A 15,628-nucleotide genomic window follows, 5' to 3' on the forward strand; every position below is an offset into this window, starting at 1 on the left:
AGGTAGAGCGGGGCCCCGCTCTGCCCTGGGCCCCGCTCTACCTTGGGCCCCGCACCGGTCGCGGGCACTCGCACCCGTCCCCGGCGCCGAAGGTAGAAGGTAGAGCGGGGCCCCGCTCTGCCCTGGGCCCCGCTCTACCTTGGGCCCCGCACCGGTCGCGGGCACTCGCACCCGTCCCCGGCGCCGAAGGTAGAGTTTCCGGCGACGGGGAGTCCCACTCCGGTCTGCCCGCGGCCGCGGGCGACGCCCCGGCCTGCCCGGGCGGGGCGCACCGGCGCGCCTCGCGGCGATCTCGACCCGAAGGACACCGACGCGCGCGTGCCCGCCATGCCTGCCGCCTCCTGCCCGCCGTGAGGCTGCCGCTCCGGTAGCACGGCCCCCTTTCCCCGGCTCCTCACGCCGGGCTCCGCGATCCCTGCCGCCGCCCGTGTGGTGCGCGGCGGCTCCGCCGAGCGCCTTTCCCGGTCTCACCCCGTTGTCCTCCGCCTGGCGGCCGTCCGGCCGAAGGCCCCCCACGCCCAAGGATGCCTGTTGCCCAGCTCATCGCCCCTTTTCGCCCACCCGCGCCCGGCCCGCCCGGCCTGGTGGTCCCCGAAGGTCGCCCGCACCGAGATCCTCTCCGGTCTGGTGGTCGCGCTCGCCCTGATCCCCGAGGCCATCTCGTTCTCCATCATCGCCGGAGTCGCTCCGAGCGTCGGATTGTTCGCCTCCTTCACCATGGCCACAGTGATCGCCGTCGTCGGCGGCCGCCCCGCGATGATCTCCGCCGCCACCGGCGCGATCGCCCTGGTGGTCGCGCCGCTGACCCGTGAGTACGGCCTGGCCTACCTGATCGCCGCGGTCATCCTCGGCGGGGTGTTCCAGATCGCGCTCGGCGCGCTGGGGGTGGCCAAGCTGATGCGGTTCGTGCCGCGCTCGGTGATGGTGGGATTCGTCAACGCCCTGGCCATCCTGATCTTCATGGCGCAGCTGCCGGAACTCACAGACGTGCCGTGGGTGGTGTATCCGCTGGTCGGCGGGGCGCTGGCGCTGATGGTGTTCTTCCCCCGCCTCACCAAGGCCGTGCCCGCGCCTCTGGTGTCCATCGCCGCGCTGACCGCGCTCACCGTCGGAGCCGGCCTGGCGGTGCCGACCGTCGGCGACAAGGGCGCGCTACCGTCGGCACTACCGGTCCCCGGCCTGCCGGACGTGCCGTTCACCACCGCCACCCTGGCGCTGATCGTGCCGTACGCGCTCGCCCTCGCCCTGGTCGGGCTGATGGAGTCGTTGATGACCGCCAAGCTGGTCGACGAACTGACCGACACCTCCTCCAGCAAGACGCGTGAGTCCATCGGCCAGGGCGTCGCCAACATCGTCACCGGCCTGTTCGGCGGCATGGGCGGCTGCGCCATGATCGGCCAGACGATGATCAACGTGAGGAACGGCGCCCGCACCCGGTTGTCGACCTTCCTGGCCGGGGTGTTCCTCATGGTCCTGTGCGTCGTCTTCGGCCCCTGGGTGTCGCAGATCCCGATGGCCGCCCTGGTCGCGGTGATGATCCTGGTCTCCGTCGCCACCTTCGACTGGCACTCCGTCGCTCCGGCCACCCTCAAACGCATGCCCTGGGGCGAGACCATCGTCATGACGATCACGGTCGCGGTCGTGGTCGTCACCCACAACCTCGCCGTCGGCGTCGTGGTCGGCTCGCTGACCGCCATGGTCGTCTTCGCCCGCCGGGTCGCCCACCTGGCCGAGGTCACCTCCACGCTCGCCCCCGAGGGCGACCGAGTCACCTACGCCGTCACCGGCCAGTTGTTCTTCGCCTCCAGCAACGATCTGGTCACCCGGTTCGACTACACCGGTGATCCGGACCACGTGGTCGTCGACCTGTCGGACGCGCACATCTGGGACGCCTCCTCGGTGGCCGCACTGGACGCCGTCACCACCAAGTACGCCGCCCGCGGCAAGAGGGTGGAGATCATCGGCCTCAACACCTCCAGCGCGAAGATGCACGGCACCCTCAGCGGGAAACTGTCCGGCAGCCACTGACGCCAGCCGGCGGGGCCGGTAGCCGGTGCGGATCCACCGGTCGGGCCGGGTCGAGCGGGAGCGCACCGCGGCAGCCGACGACCGGCGGCGGGCAACCGGCGACCGGCAACGGGCAACCGGCGGCTGCTTGGGACGGCGGCAGTGGTTTCACCGGTCGGGCCGGGTTGAGCGGAGCGCGCCGCGACAGGAACGACCGGCGCCGGCCGACGACCGGCGGTTACTTGGGACGGCGGAAGAGGCCGCGCTTCTTCTTGCCGGTGTCCTGGCCCGGCAGCGGGTAGACCGCCGTACCGGTGGGCTCCGAAGAGGGCGGCGGGCCGATGAGGGGGTCCTGGCCGGGGCCACCGGCGTGTGGCGGCTCCAGCGGGAACGGCGCGCCGGGGAACTCGCCCGGCCCCTGCGGAACGGGACCGCCCTGGAAGTCACGCCCCGGCGGGAGCGGCGGACCGCCCTGGAAGTCGGGGCCCTGCGAGTCGGGACCGTACGGGTGCTGTGGCCCGTCCTGGCGGAGGGACTCGGGGCCGTGCGGGAACGGCCCGCCTTCCGAGCCGAGGGCTCCACCGTGTGACCCCGGGCCCTCGAAGAGGGGGCCTTCCGGCCCGCCGGGCCGCGAGTGGTCACCGAACTGGTCCGGCGTGGGGAAGAACGGCTCCTGGGCGTGGCCGCGGACATGCGCCGGCTCCTGCGGGAACGGCGCGCCGGGGAACTCGCCGGGCCCCCGGGGGAAGTCCTCCTGCGGGCCGCCGTACGGCTGGGCGCCCCGGTGCTGGAACGCGGCCGGCGCGGCGTCCGGTCCCGTCGGCGTGTAAGGCGCCTGCCCGTACTGCTGCTCCATCCCGTGCTGCTGCTCCACGTAACCGGCGGGCGGCTGCTCGTAGCCCGGCTGGGGCAGGTAGGCCGTCGGCTGCTCGTACGGCTGGGCGTACTGCTCCGGCGCGTAACCCTCCGGGTAGACCGGGGCATACATCTGCATGGGGACGAAGCTGATTATCGGGGCGTAAGCCGCACCACCCTGGTAGGCGCCGTGCGGGAACCCCGGTGCGGGCCCGTAACCGGGACCGGCGGGGTATCCCATCGTGCCCATGGCGTCGCCGCGCTGGTGACCCAGGGCGCGGGGGCCGGCGCGGCGGATGGCCGCGGCGTGGGCCAGGCGGCGCAGCCTGCCCTCGAAGATCAGCACGGCGAACAGGACCAGGAGCACGAGGATCAGCGCCGGGATGGCCAGCTGGCCGCTCAGGGTGGCCCCGTCGAACTCCGAGCCCGCGTTGCGGATCTCGTAGGGCACCGCGGCGGGCGCGGTGTCCTCGAACGTCGGGTTGCCGGTCGGCTCGGCCGAGGCCGTGGGGAGCGTGGCCGAGCTCTGCTCGGTGCTGGGGAAGGTGGGCTCCGGCTCCGTCGTCTCCTCGGCCGGCGGCGACGTGTCGACGACGGGAGGCGGCTCGATGGGGGCGGACGTCGGGACCGGCGGGGCGGTCGTCTCCGGCGGGGCCGTGGTCTTGGGAGGCTTCGGCGTCTTCGTCGCCGGGGGGACGGTGACCGTGGTGGTCACCGTCTTCTGCGGCGCCGGGGTGGTCTCCGTCTCCTCGGGGTTGGCGGTGACCGTGACGGTGGTGACCGGCGTGGGCTCCTCACACGGAGCCCCCGGATCGACGTCACAGCCGGGGATCTCGGAGGGGTTGGCGACGACCAGCCGGACAGCCGCGTCCGCGGGGGCGGAGGCGGTGAGCGGCGCGGCTGCGAGCAGCGCCATCCCGCTCAGCCCCAGGGACATGACAACGGCGGAGACGGCCGCCGTACGCCGTGATCGCGTCACCGGTGCCCTCCGCGGATTTCCCATACAGAACGAGTCAAGGAAAATACTAGTTGGGCAAAAGTAACAGCAAAGCGCTTTTTACAACACGGATCGCGATTCGCGGCGACGCTGGATCCTCATCTGCAGCCAGAGCAGCCCCAGCAGGACTCCCAGCGCGACTCCCACCACCGGGATTCCCCGCATCCCGGTCAGGATCGGATCTGACTCGGCGATCGGCCTGACCTGCCGGCTCGACCCGTCGAAGTCCTGGGGCAACGGCGCGCCCAGCGGTTGTGAGTCCGCCATGACCGACGACGACGGCGACACGACCGGCGCGGCCAGCGGCATCCGGAGGTTGGGGTCGTTCCACACCGGCGGGATCTGCCCGGGTGGCTGCGGCATCGGCGCCGCCATCTGCGGCACCTCGCCCGTCAGCGGAGGCATCTGCCCGGCCTCGGCCAGCTCCTCCGAGAGCGAGGCCGCCGATCGTGCCCCGGCGTCCACCTGCTCCCGCCCGCTCCGCCGTGCCTGGGTCGCCCCCTCCGGCCGGGCCGGCTCCCCTGCCGTGACCGGCTCCAGCGGCCCTCCGCCGCCCTGCCCCATCCCGGCGGCCGCGCCTCCGCCGCCCTGCCCCGCCAGGCCGGCCGGACCGGCGCTCGGGCCGGCACCCGGGCCGGCACTCGGACCGGCACTCGGACCGGCGCTCGGACCGGCGCTCTCCGGGGCGCCGGAGTCCTCCGGCGCGACCTCCTCGGCCCCGGGGTCCTCATACACCGAGGCGCTCCCCTGGGGCGTCTCGGGCTCCTCCAGGATCATCGGAGCCCCCTCCCCCTCACGGCGGTCCCTCGGGTGCGGGTCCGGCGGCACGGCCCGCGCTCCCGGCTCCCCCACGACCCGCGGCGCCCCGAGCGCCGGCGGGTTCAGCGGCGCGACCGGTGCCGGCCGGAGCTGAAGGGCGTTCGGCGCCTCCGCGGGACCGTTCGGCGTCGCGGAAGCATGCGGCGTCGCGGGACCGTACGATCCCGCAGAAGCGTGCGGCGTCGCGGGACCGTTCAGCGTCGCGGAAGCGTGCGGCGTCGCGGGATCGGCCGGCGTCGCGGACGGTGCGAGCGGGCTGCCGGTGGCCACCGGGGCGGCCTTCCCCGCCGCCGCCGTGTCCTCGGCACGCCCCGGCGTCCCCGCGTCCTCGACGAGGGCCCCCGGGGGCCGGGGAGGCACGCCCGGAGCGGGCCGGGGCAGGACGGGGTCGGCCAGGTCGAGGATCTGGGCCGCCTTCACGATCTCGGCGGTCCTGGACGCCGGGTTCTCGACAGTGGTCCTGGCCGTGTGGGTGACCCATACGCCCTCGCGGTTGCGCATCCGGGCCACCGCGGTCAGCTCGATGTCCTCGGCCTCGTCCGGCATGGTGAGCAGCACGTCCACGGATCTGCGCGCGTCGACCTCTCCCAGGGAGCACAGCTGGGGACCGCCTCGCGGCAGCCGGGGGTCGATCGCCTGCGGGCATTCGATGCCCGCGAGCGCCTCGGCGGGAGTGGTCTCGACCGCCAGCCGCGCGTCGGTGCCGGATCCCTCCAGCCACACCCGGAACCGGATCACACCACCGGCGCGGACCCATCGCGACCAGGAGTTGAGCTCGTCGGCCTCCGCCGCCTCGGCGGGGAGCGCGGAAGGGTCGTCCGCCCCGGCCGCGTACACCGCCGGCCCTCCCCCCAGAAGGAGCGCTCCCGTCCCCACGGCCGACACGACCCGGGCACGCTGCCACCATCCGGTCACCGCACTTCTCCGATCCCCCGATACGGACGCACGACAACAACACATCCAGTAATTGTTATGTCACAAACGGTTACCACTCAACCCTCATCGAGCTGGCCTTGTACGGCACGCACGATCGGCAGGTCGGCGGGCAGCCACCGCACGTCGTACAGCTCGTCCATGGGCAGCCAGCGCAGATCCAGGTGTTCCTTGGCCTCCGGCTCCCCTTCCACGATCTCCGCCAGCCAGACCCGGAGCACGTAACCGTCGGTCAGCGGCCAGTCGCCGCCGACCTGCTCCCCGGCCTCGACCAGGACGCCGAGCTCCTCCTGGCACTCCCGGATCAGCGCGGTGTGATCGTCCTCCCCCGGATCGACCTTTCCACCGGGTAACTCCCAGCCACCGGCGAGCTCAGGTGGCTCTGCGCGCTGGGCGGCAAGCAGTCTGCCGCTGCCGTCGACGATCGCGGCTCCCACAACGACCTTGTCCATGGCAACCGATTGTGTCAGCCCTGCTCCCTCAATTTGAGCTGCGCGAGGACATCGGGGTTTCGCAACGGCCGGGTGAACCCCACGATGCCGGTCCGGTCGCGGTAGGTGGTGACCTTGATGGGCCCGCACAGGCGGCACCTCGCCTCGACCATCTTGCCCGGTGAGACCACCATTCCCACGTGCCCGGGAGTGTCGGCCCCGGTGCCCGGCCCCGAGTTGAAGAAGACCAGATCCCCTGCCTGCTCGTCACCCGGCGCGATCTTCACGCCGAAGGGCCACTGGCCGAAGGTCGTGCGCGGGATGGTCAGGCCCACGTTCCGGTAGGCCATGTAGATGATCCCGGAGCAGTCGAAGGCGTCCGGCCCGGTGCCGCCCCACAGGTACGGCTTGCCGCGCTGGGCCAGCGCGTACTCCAGGATCCCGGCCACCGTACCGCTCGGCGCCGCCTCCACCAGAGGCTCGTCACAGGCCGCCTCCGCCTCCGGGGGGACGCTGACCGCGCCGTCCTCGGCGTACTTCCCGGCGATCTCCATGACCTGGTCCACGTACCACCAGGCCCGGTTGTAGACGAACAGCGACCGCCGTACGTCCTCCGGCGCGCCGTTGCGCTTGAGCATCTTCGCCGCGCCCAGGATCGCGTCCGCCGGGTTGTAGACGTCGGCCCAGCCGTCGCCGTCGCCGTCGGAGGCGTAGCCGTTGAACCGCGACGGGATCTTGATCTTCGCCTTGCCGCCCCAGGTGCTGATCAGGAACTGCATCGGCCCCGCGGCCCCGGCGTAGTTGGTGCCGCTGCGCACCCCGGGGAGCGTGGAGCGCCCGTGGTCGGTCTCCCGCTTGCCCACCCCGGCGAGCACGTTCCACTGCACGCCGATCTTCTCGCCGTGCTCGCGGTACAGCTTCAGATACTCCGCCGGGATGTCCGATCCCGCGGTCTCGGACTGCGCGCTCACGGTCCTGGCCGTGTCCTCGCAGTCGGGCATCCCGCCACCGGTGAAGGACGGGAACGTGCTCACCATCAGCATCGGCGCCATGACCAGTGCGAGCATGCAGAGCCCCGCGACGCCGAGGATCAGGGCGAGGTGCAGCTTCCTGTTGCCGGTCATCCGATCTCACCCGTCTGCGAGGACTGGCAGGCTCCGCCGGTCATCCGATCTGGCCCGTCTGCGAGGACTGGTCGTCTCCGTCCTGGCCGTCGTCCGCCGGTTGCAGATCGTGGACCCGCCAGTCGGCGCCCACCTCGATGAGCGTGACGGCGTAGTCCTCGGTCCGCTCCTTCGGCCCGCTCTTGGCGGTGACGTTCTGGGTGCCGGTGACCACGAACGTCACCGAGGTGCTCTGGACCTGCCGGATCTCCTTCACACGCGCCGTGCCGACGGAGACGACCTCGTCGGCGCGGTTGGCCTCGACGCTGCCCGGCGAGGTGACCGTGCGCAGCAGCACGGCGGCGAACTCGGTCGTGGTGTAGCCACTGAGCCGATCCCCGTAGTCCGCCGGGTCCTCGTCGTAGCTGAAGGTGCCGTACTCGGTGGTGAACCGCTGGGCGTAGTCGGCGGCGGCGGCCAGCTCCTGCTTGGTCATCGGCAGGTAGGAGTAGACGTCGAAGGGCGCGTTGCTGGCCGTCGCCGACGGCCGGGGCCGCTCGGCGCCCGCCGGCGCCTGCGAAGCGGCCACCGTACGGCTCGCGCCCACCGGGTCGGCCGGTGTCTGCCGCTCGCCGCCGGAGTCCGGCCACATGGTCAGATAGATCCCGACCGCGGCCAGCATGATGACCAGCACCGCGAAGACGAGCCCTCGGCGGCTGCCCCCTTCGACCATCGTCAGTCCTTGTCGGGGTTGGACGCGCGGAGCCAGAAGGGCGCGGCCTCATCCGCCTGCCTGCCCCGGTCCGACCGGCTGGACAGCCAGAGCGGGGGTGCCTCGGACGACCTGTCCGGGCGCCCGCCGCCGCCGTTCCTCGATCCGCCGGAGGAACCGCCGAACAGGCTGCCGCCCGACCCCGAGGAGCCACGGGAGCCCCCGAAGATGCTCCCGCCGGAGCCGGAGGAGCTCCGGGAACCGCCGGATCCCGAGGAGCCGCGGGAACCGCCGCCCCCGCCGCGCGAGCCCGAGCCGGAACCGCTCCGCGACCCGGAGCCCGAGCCGCGCGAGCCGGAGTCCCAGCGCCGGGAACCGCCGCCGGAGCCGAAGACGCTCCCGCCCGACCGGCCGCCGCCCCCCGACGGGGACGCCGGCCCTCCACCGGAGGAGGGGGCGGAGGACCTGCCGCCGGACGAGGGCGCCGGAGACGACCCGCCCGCCGGAGACGATCCTCCCTGCGGGGCCCAGCCGCCGGAGCGGCCGCTGAACCAGCCGCCCGCGCCGCCGCGGCCGGCACCGCCCGAACGGGTCGGGGAGGCGCTGCCCGCCGTACCGCCTCCGGAGAGGTTGAGCGGCGGCGCCGCGCCGGCGCGGGCGGCGGTGACCGGCCGGCCGGTGCCCTTGCGCCGCCCGCCCGCCTGGGCGTCGGTGTCGAGCGGCGTGGGCTGCGCGCCGACCGGCACCCGGGCGCCCGAGGGGGTGTTCCCGCCGGGGGCGCCCTCCTCCCCGCGGACCTTGCCCTGGGCGACCGCCGCGGCCGCCGTCGCGACGGAGGCGCCGCCGGCGAGCGCGGCGGCCTGCAACACGGGCTCCGCCTTGCGCATGCCCCAGCGGCCCATCCGGGCCGCCGCGACCGGCGGCAGCACGCCCGCCGCGCGCTGCAGGGTCGGCGCGGTGGCCGCGTCGCCCAGCACGCGGGTGGCGATCGTGTGCCCGTCCATGGAGGCGAACAGGTGCTGGAACGGCCGCCGGTAGAAGAAGACCGCGATCGTCAGCAGGGCCATGAACATGACCTGCATGCCCCACGGCATCGCCGTGGAGATGATCAGGGCGTAGCCGTACACCAGAACGCCCAGGACCAGCGTCAGCACCGCCTGTCTGAGCAGGGTGCCGACCAGCATCTCCACCCAGCGCATCGCGATGATCCGGCCGGACCCCGGATGCACGCCGATCAGCAGGAAGACCGGCGCGAGGATCAGCAACAGCAGGAAGCCGACCTTGAGCACCAGCAGGGAGACGGCCACCAGGAAGATCAGCAGTCCCGCGACCATCGCGGCCATCAGCGCGCCGATCGCGATGCCCAGCCGGTTTGTCCAATCCTTTCCCTGGAAGAGGAAGAAGATCGGCGTGTTCTCCAGCTTGTCGGCGATCTCGGCCTCATATTGTGCCTGGTGGGCGCTGGTGTTCGGAGTCTGCGTGGCCCGTTGCTCGGCCTCGTCGAGTGCCTGGACGCTCAGCAGATTGGAGGCGTACGCCTTCACCGCGGGTGCCGCGGGGTCGGCGGTGCCGAACTCGCCCATCAGCCACGGCTTGCAGACCAGGGTGGACCAGAGCGCCTCGGCGTTCTGTTCGACCCCCGGGACGCCGGTCTGACCGTAACCACCGGACTTGACCTCGGGATTGGTGTCACCCTTGGCTGGAATGCAGGAGGTTCCGCCCGCGCCGGGCAGCCCGGAGAAGGCGGAGTTGACGACCTCGCTGGTCTTGTCGGTGACCAGCTTGCCCATGCCGGTGAAGTCGCCGGGGCGGCTGAAGAACCAGACCGCGACGGTGACCGCCAGGACCATCCAGATGACGCCCTCGGCCGTCGTGGTCGCCCGCTTGCGGATCAGGCCGTACCAGGCCAGCCAGATGGCGCCGAGGATCACGATCGGCCGCAGGAACGGCCAGTACATCGCGTTGGAAAGGTTGATCACGATGTCGTCGACGACATCCTTGATCGACTCCAGCGGACCCTCGGTGGCCGCCGCCTGATAGGTGGTGATGGTCAGCCGGTCCAGCGCCTTGGCCCACGAGAAGATCGTGTTGGCCATCGTGTTGCCCATCACGGCCGCGACGTCGTCGCAGCCGAGCTGGTGGGTGTGCCAGAACTGGCCGCTCATGCCGTAGGTGGCGTAGTTGCCCCGCGTGGCCGGAGCCGCGGTGGGAGCCGCCGCGCCCGGCGTGGGCGCGGCCGGGGACGGCGGCTTGAGCAGGCCGTCCACGCCTGAACCGACGACCTCGGGAGCCAGGTCCGGCGAGAGGTCGCAGGGAGCGGCGGCGACGGCGGTGGGTGTGCCCGCCGGCGCCAGCAGTGGGAGTGCGAGGAACGCGGTCAGCGCCACCAGCGCGATGACGATCCGCTTGCCTAGTCGTCCCTTGCGGGAACCCTTCAGCCCCTTGCGGGAAACCTTCATGACCGTACCTCCAGCGCCGCGGCCCCCGGCCTACTGACTCTGTCGCCCCCGGAAAGATCATGCACGTTCTCGCCTGGTTTGTCGTGGGTCGGATTCGTGTCGAGCCAGCGCACCAGCTCGTCGGAGATGAGGTCCACCCCGATACGGCCCGCCCGACCGTCCAGATCCCGGAAGACGCACTCGCCGTTGCCCAGCGAGCGCAGTATCGCCTTGTGCTCCTCCGAGGGCTCCACCCCGAGCAGCGCCATCACGTGCTCCACCTCGACCCGCTCGGTGGAGCGGAAGGCGAACACCGACGACAGGCAGTTCGTCACCTGCTCGTTCAGCAGGTCGCCGGCGTTCTGCGAGACCAGCACGAGGGCCGTGTTGCGCGAGCGGCCCATCCGGCTGACCTCGGGCACCAGCTTGGCGCCCTCCGGCGTGGAGGTGATCGCCCAGGCCTCGTCCAGGAAGATCGCCTTGGGGGTCCGCCGGTCCAGGCCGTTCATCAGCCCCCGGGCGAACTGGGCGACCAGGTAGAGCAGGGCCACCGACAGCCGCTGCTCGTAGGAGTAGTCGTCGCGGCCGGTGGAGGCGTCCGGGAGGGTCAGGCCGCCGAGGGTGAAGACCGTGGTCCACCCCTCGGTGTCGATCTGGTCGCCGCCGGAGGGGTCGAAGCAGAGCCGGGCGAGGTGCATCTCCGACATCGAGCGGAGCACGGCGCCCAGGTTCTTGGAGGCGGCGTCCTCGGTCTGCTCCAGGAAGTCGACGACCTTGCCCAGCGAGGGGTCCTCGCCGTTGGAGACCGCCGCGACCGCCTGGATCATCGCCGACTCGCGCTCCTCCGACATGCGCGGCAGCAGCAGCCGGAGCGTCTCGCTGGCCATCGTCTTCTTGGCCGCGATGTCGTCGCCGAACGAGAACGGGTCGAGCAGCCCCGGGGCGGCCGAGCCGAGCGGGATGACCCGCGCCTTCCTGCCCCGCCTCTGCAGCAGCTGGACCAGGGAGTCGGCGTCGCCCTTGGGGTCGATGACCGCGACCGTCACGCCGCGCAGCGCCATCTGGTAGATCATCAGCAGTGCCAGCGTGGTCTTGCCGCCGCCGGGCTCACCGGTGATCGCGATGGCCGTGGGCCGGTTGCGCGTGGCCGCCACCAGCGGGTCGAAGTGGACGATGCTCCGGGCCCGGCCCAGCGTCTCCCCGACGTACGGTCCCATCCAGCCGGCGTTGCCCTCGTCCGTCCGGTCGCCCAGGTCCACCGTGGCGGTCGCCATGCCGCCCGCGATGGTGCGCAGCGGCTGCCGCTGGGCGTAGGCGTTGACCCGGACCCGCTCGCCCGGCAGCGCCTCGCAGAACAGCGAGAACTGGTCGCCGGTGGAGTTGACGATGTCGATGCCCATGTCACGGTAGTGCTCCACGACCGCCTCGACCCGCTGCACGCAGATCTCCTCGGTCGGGGCGGAGACGATCAGCCGGTGCCAGCCGTACACGAACGGCAGGCGCTCCTTGGTGATGCCGTGTTCCAGCATCCGGGCCGCGTCGATCTGCTCGGCCAGCGCCAGCGGCGCCTCGGCGCCCGCCTCCCTGATGTGGATGTCCATGTCACGGGCGTGGGCGAGCTTGCGCGCCACGTCCTTGCTGGCCTTGACCGGCGAGATCAGCCGCATCCTCGAACTGATCTCCACCGGGAAGGGGAGCTGGTCGGCGAAGTGCATCCACGGCTCGCCGTCGGGGAAGGGCATCAGATCCGGGAACCGGGCGAAGGACAGGTGCGCGACGTAGGAGTCGCCCTGCGGCTGCTCGATCCGGAGCAGCGACCTGCCGTTGTGGATCTGCCCCTCGACGAGGGACTCGATCTCGCCCTGTCCCCACCGCCGCTTGGGGCTGGCCGAGGGCGGCGGGTCCCCGAGGGAGCCCGCCGCGGCGTGCTGGAAGAGCCAGGCGATCTCGGTGGAGGTGGCGTGCCGGGCGTACAGGGCGCTCGCGGACAGGGCCCGGCCCAGCCGCTCCGCCTGCTCGGACCACTTGGCGATCTCCGTCTTGGGGACGTGGTCGTCCTCGATGCCCAGGACCTTCTCGCTGCGCTGGTAGAAGCCGAAGAGCTGGGACAGGACACCGGTGCCGAGCTGCCTGCCACGCAGGCCGAGCCGTACGCCGAGGTAGACCTCCTTGCTCCAGAAGTCCTTGGCCCAGACGTGCCGGTACATCTCCTCCAGGTAGTCGCGCCAGCCGGGGCCCTCGTCGGAGGTGGCGTTCAGCGCCATCGCCCACTCGGCCGCGGGGTAGGTGCGGTGCGCCACCCGCAGGTGCACCTCGGCGTCCGGCATCCGGATCGCCGCCAGCGCGATCGTGATGTTGGTGGCCAGCGCCTCCCGCTCCTCGGGGGTGATGAACTCGTAGCTCACGGTCGGCAGCCGGAAGTAGGCCCAGACCGCCGAGTCGGTCAGCAGGATCCGGTCGTCGAAGTATCGGACGGCGAGCCGGCTGCGTGCCCGCGAGGCGCGGCTCACACGACCTCCCTCGCCGGCTGTGCGGCCGGGTCCCCGTGACCGGCGGCTCGCCCGCCGCGCCCGCTCACGCGCCCACCTCGTTACGCCCGTTCACCACGTCTCCTCGCGCCCGGGGGATCACTGGGCCAATTCCTCCTCGCTGGGTCGAACCGTCTGCGCCGCTCCGAAGCCCGCCACCACGACGCCGGCCAGCGCGAGATACGCCCGGCGGCCAGGCGCCCGCAGATGGGACGGCTCCACCCGCTCCGACCGGCCGGGGGCCAGCTCGTCCTCCCAGGGCACCCGCACGATCGCCCGGCACCGGCCCCGCGCGACCGCCTCGGCCTGTTCCACGTCGCCCATGCTCCGGCGGCTCACCCCGTTGACGACCATGATCGCGCGACGTCGGAGGTCCGCGCAGCCGTGTCCGTCAAGCCACTCGTAGGTCATGGCCACCGCGTCCGGCCCGTCCTCGCTGGCCGGGACGACCAGGACGAGCTGGTCGGCGTAGGGAAGCACCCGGGCGGCCAGCGCCGCCGCCGGGTCCATGACGATCAGCTTGTAGTGGCGGTCCAGCATGTCCATGGTCTGGCTGAGCCGCCGGTCGGAGAAGAGCGTGCGGTCGGCGAGCCGCTGCTCGGCACCGGAGTCGCTGTCACCGGCGATGACCTCCAGGCCGGAGGCGCAACGGCTGGTGTAGGCGCGCATGCCCAGGTAGCCGTGGACGTTGTCGAGACCGGCCAGCAGGGAGCTCAGCGTCTCGGGCGATTCGCCCTGGATACGGCTGGACAGGGCGTGGATGCCGATGTTGGCGTCGACCGCGAGCACGCGGTCCTCGCGATACCGGGCGAGGGTGTGACCGAGCATGAGCGCCGTCGTGGTCTGCCCGGCGCCGCCGGTGCAGCCCAGCACCACCACCCGGCGGCTGCCGCCGAACACCGCCCTGGCCCGCGCCTCGTCGATCTCCGACCCGTCCGTACGGCCCGCGCCGCCCGGCCCGATGACCACCTGGGCCAGCCGCCGCCAGCCCCCCGAGGAGTCCCGGCCGACGACCGACTCCACCCGGCGCACCCGGGCTTCGCCCTGGCCGGGCCTGGGCACCGGCACCGCGGGCATCACCGGGTCGGCCTTGGCCTCGGTCCCCGCGGGGACCGCCCGGATCGAGACGCCCGCCGGCGTCCCCGCGGGCCGCTCCTGCGGCCATGTCCCCTGCGTCTCGGCGAACTGCCCCGCCGGTGACGGCTGTCCCTTGCGGTGCCGGGCCCACAGGCCCTCGGCCTCCTCGTCCGCCTTCACCTCCGGCTCGGCGGCACGTCGCCGGGCCGGAGCGGGCCCGACGAACCGGGGCTCGGCGAGCGGCTGTCCGGCGGGCGGCTGTCCGGCGGATTCGCCGGATCCGGCGGGCTCACCGGATCCGGCGGCGGCCGGGGAGCGCTCGACGGCCGCGGGACGCTGCGGAAGCGGCACCACCGGTCCGGAGCCGGCGGCAGCGGGCCGCTCGACGGCCGCGGGACGGCGCTCGACGGGCAAGGGACGCTGCGGAAGCGGCACCACCGGCTCGGAGACGGCCGCAGGCCGCCCGGCGGACTCACGACGCTCGGCAATGGGCCCAGAAGGCTCACCGGCGGACACCGCATGCTCTGYGGGCGCCGCACCCTCASCCGCCGCAGACCGCCCGGCGGACTCACGACGCTCGGCAGCGGGCCCAGAAGGCTCACCGGACACGAGACGCTCGGCGGACRCCGCGGATTCGGCGGACACCGCACGCTCGGCAGGACCCGCGGGCGCCGCGGGTTCAGCGGGTACCGCAGGTTCAGCGGTCGCCTCGGGCTGAGCCGGAGGCGAAGACGCCGCGTCCGCCGGGGCCCTGTCCTGGCCGGCCTGGACCGGAACGGCACGCTCGGCCTCGGCCGAGGCGGCGAGCCTGCGCAGCCGTCGCAACGCCTCGGTGCCGATCGGAGCGGCCGGCTGCTCGGGCGGGGTGGCCGGGCCGGTGGGAGCCCGCTCGGCGGGAGGGACCGCGGAGGCCGGAGAAGCCGCGGAGGCCGTAGGGGTCGAGGAAGCCGGCGCGGGATCGGCCGGCGCCTTGACCAGCGCGGCGGAGGTCGCGGGAGGCGGGGCGAGGGAGACCCGCTCGACCGGCGCCGCGGGAGCGGAGCCCGCGCGCACCGCGGAGGCGGGGGTCGCATGCGTCTCGGAGGCGGGGGTCGCGCGCACCGCGGATGGGACGGCTCCGGGCTCCTCGGCGGACACCGCCTGCCCGAGGGCCGGGGCGGTGCCCCGGCGAGGTGCCACGGCCGTACCCCAGGCGGTGCGTTCGCGGGCGACCGGAGCGGCCGCCGCGGCCGCCGCGGCGGCGGCCACCGCGGGGCGGACCTCGCGGGCTGCGGCGCGCTTCGACTGGGCGTGCCGGGCCCTGCGGGAGGCCTTGACCCGGACCGGCGCCTCCCGCTGGGGCGCGGCCTGCCAGACCCGGCCGGTCAGGCTGATCTCCGAAGGCTCGGAGGCGGGGGCCATCCGGCACCAGGTGCGCGGCTCACCCACGTAGCGGGCCTGTGACTGGAGCAGTTCGGTGAGCCTCTTGCTCTCGATCACCGGCCGGGTGGAGAGCCAGGTGACGATCCCCGGCGGCACGAGGTACACCACGTGCCAGGGCGCGTCGAAAGGCAGGCCTAGCAGGTAGAGCAGCAGTGACCAGGGCACCACCACGCCCACGAACACACCGATCCAGACAATCGGAAGCGGCATCGGCAGCCGTAGGTCGTACAGCTTGTAGAGCCGCTTCTCAATCCGCCAGATATTGGTATACGTGGGCAGGTCCACACGCTCCTCCTTTCCGCCTCT

Annotated in this window: 9 protein-coding genes; 1 reads left to right on the forward strand and 8 read right to left on the reverse strand. The window is 73.0% G+C overall.

Annotation, left to right across the window (positions count from 1 at the left end; genetic code table 11):
- Positions 1 to 612: 612 nt before the first annotated feature.
- Positions 613 to 2,028 carry a SulP family inorganic anion transporter gene (locus CA984_RS21750; protein ID WP_242676092.1) on the forward strand — a complete coding sequence of 472 codons (1,416 nt, stop codon included), beginning with the start codon at positions 613 to 615 and terminating at the stop codon, positions 2,026 to 2,028.
- Positions 2,029 to 2,245: 217 nt separating this feature from the next.
- Here the strand turns inward: CA984_RS21750 and CA984_RS21755 are convergent, their stop codons facing one another.
- The 8 genes from CA984_RS21755 to CA984_RS21790 form a co-directional block, all read right to left on the reverse strand.
- The gene (locus CA984_RS21755; protein WP_133061740.1) at positions 2,246 to 3,841 is read right to left on the reverse strand and encodes a hypothetical protein; all 1,596 of its coding nucleotides are present in this window, start codon (positions 3,839 to 3,841) and stop codon (positions 2,246 to 2,248) included.
- A gap of 78 nt (positions 3,842 to 3,919) precedes the next feature.
- Positions 3,920 to 5,593, reverse strand: a complete 1,674-nt coding sequence (locus CA984_RS21760) for a hypothetical protein (protein ID WP_133061741.1) — start codon at positions 5,591 to 5,593, stop codon at positions 3,920 to 3,922.
- 77 nt (positions 5,594 to 5,670) lie between these two features.
- Positions 5,671 to 6,063: a (deoxy)nucleoside triphosphate pyrophosphohydrolase gene (locus tag CA984_RS21765; protein ID WP_012894841.1), complete on the reverse strand. Its 393-nt coding sequence runs from the start codon at positions 6,061 to 6,063 to the stop codon at positions 5,671 to 5,673.
- Positions 6,064 to 6,077: 14 nt separating this feature from the next.
- Positions 6,078 to 7,166: a C40 family peptidase gene (locus CA984_RS21770; protein ID WP_086575253.1), complete on the reverse strand. Its 1,089-nt coding sequence runs from the start codon at positions 7,164 to 7,166 to the stop codon at positions 6,078 to 6,080.
- Between the two features lie 40 nt (positions 7,167 to 7,206).
- The gene (locus CA984_RS21775; protein WP_086575255.1) at positions 7,207 to 7,878 is read right to left on the reverse strand and encodes a hypothetical protein; all 672 of its coding nucleotides are present in this window, start codon (positions 7,876 to 7,878) and stop codon (positions 7,207 to 7,209) included.
- A 2-nt stretch (positions 7,879 to 7,880) separates the two neighbouring features.
- Positions 7,881 to 10,316: a type IV secretion system protein gene (locus CA984_RS21780; RefSeq protein ID WP_086575257.1), complete on the reverse strand. Its 2,436-nt coding sequence runs from the start codon at positions 10,314 to 10,316 to the stop codon at positions 7,881 to 7,883.
- Positions 10,313 to 12,805: an ATP-binding protein gene (locus tag CA984_RS21785; RefSeq protein ID WP_086575259.1), complete on the reverse strand. Its 2,493-nt coding sequence runs from the start codon at positions 12,803 to 12,805 to the stop codon at positions 10,313 to 10,315. Before CA984_RS21785 ends, CA984_RS21780 begins: the two co-directional genes overlap by 4 nt.
- 117 nt (positions 12,806 to 12,922) lie before the next feature.
- Positions 12,923 to 15,607 (reverse strand): conjugal transfer protein, encoded by a 2,685-nt coding sequence (locus CA984_RS21790; protein WP_086575261.1) that lies wholly within the window; start codon positions 15,605 to 15,607, stop codon positions 12,923 to 12,925.
- Positions 15,608 to 15,628 lie beyond the last annotated feature (21 nt).

Source organism: Streptosporangium minutum, assembly GCF_002149035.1.
In the GTDB taxonomy this organism is placed as follows: Bacteria; Actinomycetota; Actinomycetes; order Streptosporangiales; family Streptosporangiaceae; genus Streptosporangium; species Streptosporangium minutum.

Coding starts and splice junctions, on each gene's coding strand:
- CA984_RS21770 (WP_086575253.1), bottom strand. CDS start 7,166: ATGACCGGCAACAGGAAGCTGCACCTCGCCCTGATCCTCGGCGTCGCG.
- CA984_RS21765 (WP_012894841.1), bottom strand. CDS start 6,063: ATGGACAAGGTCGTTGTGGGAGCCGCGATCGTCGACGGCAGCGGCAGA.
- CA984_RS21780 (WP_086575257.1), bottom strand. CDS start 10,316: ATGAAGGTTTCCCGCAAGGGGCTGAAGGGTTCCCGCAAGGGACGACTA.
- CA984_RS21775 (WP_086575255.1), bottom strand. CDS start 7,878: ATGGTCGAAGGGGGCAGCCGCCGAGGGCTCGTCTTCGCGGTGCTGGTC.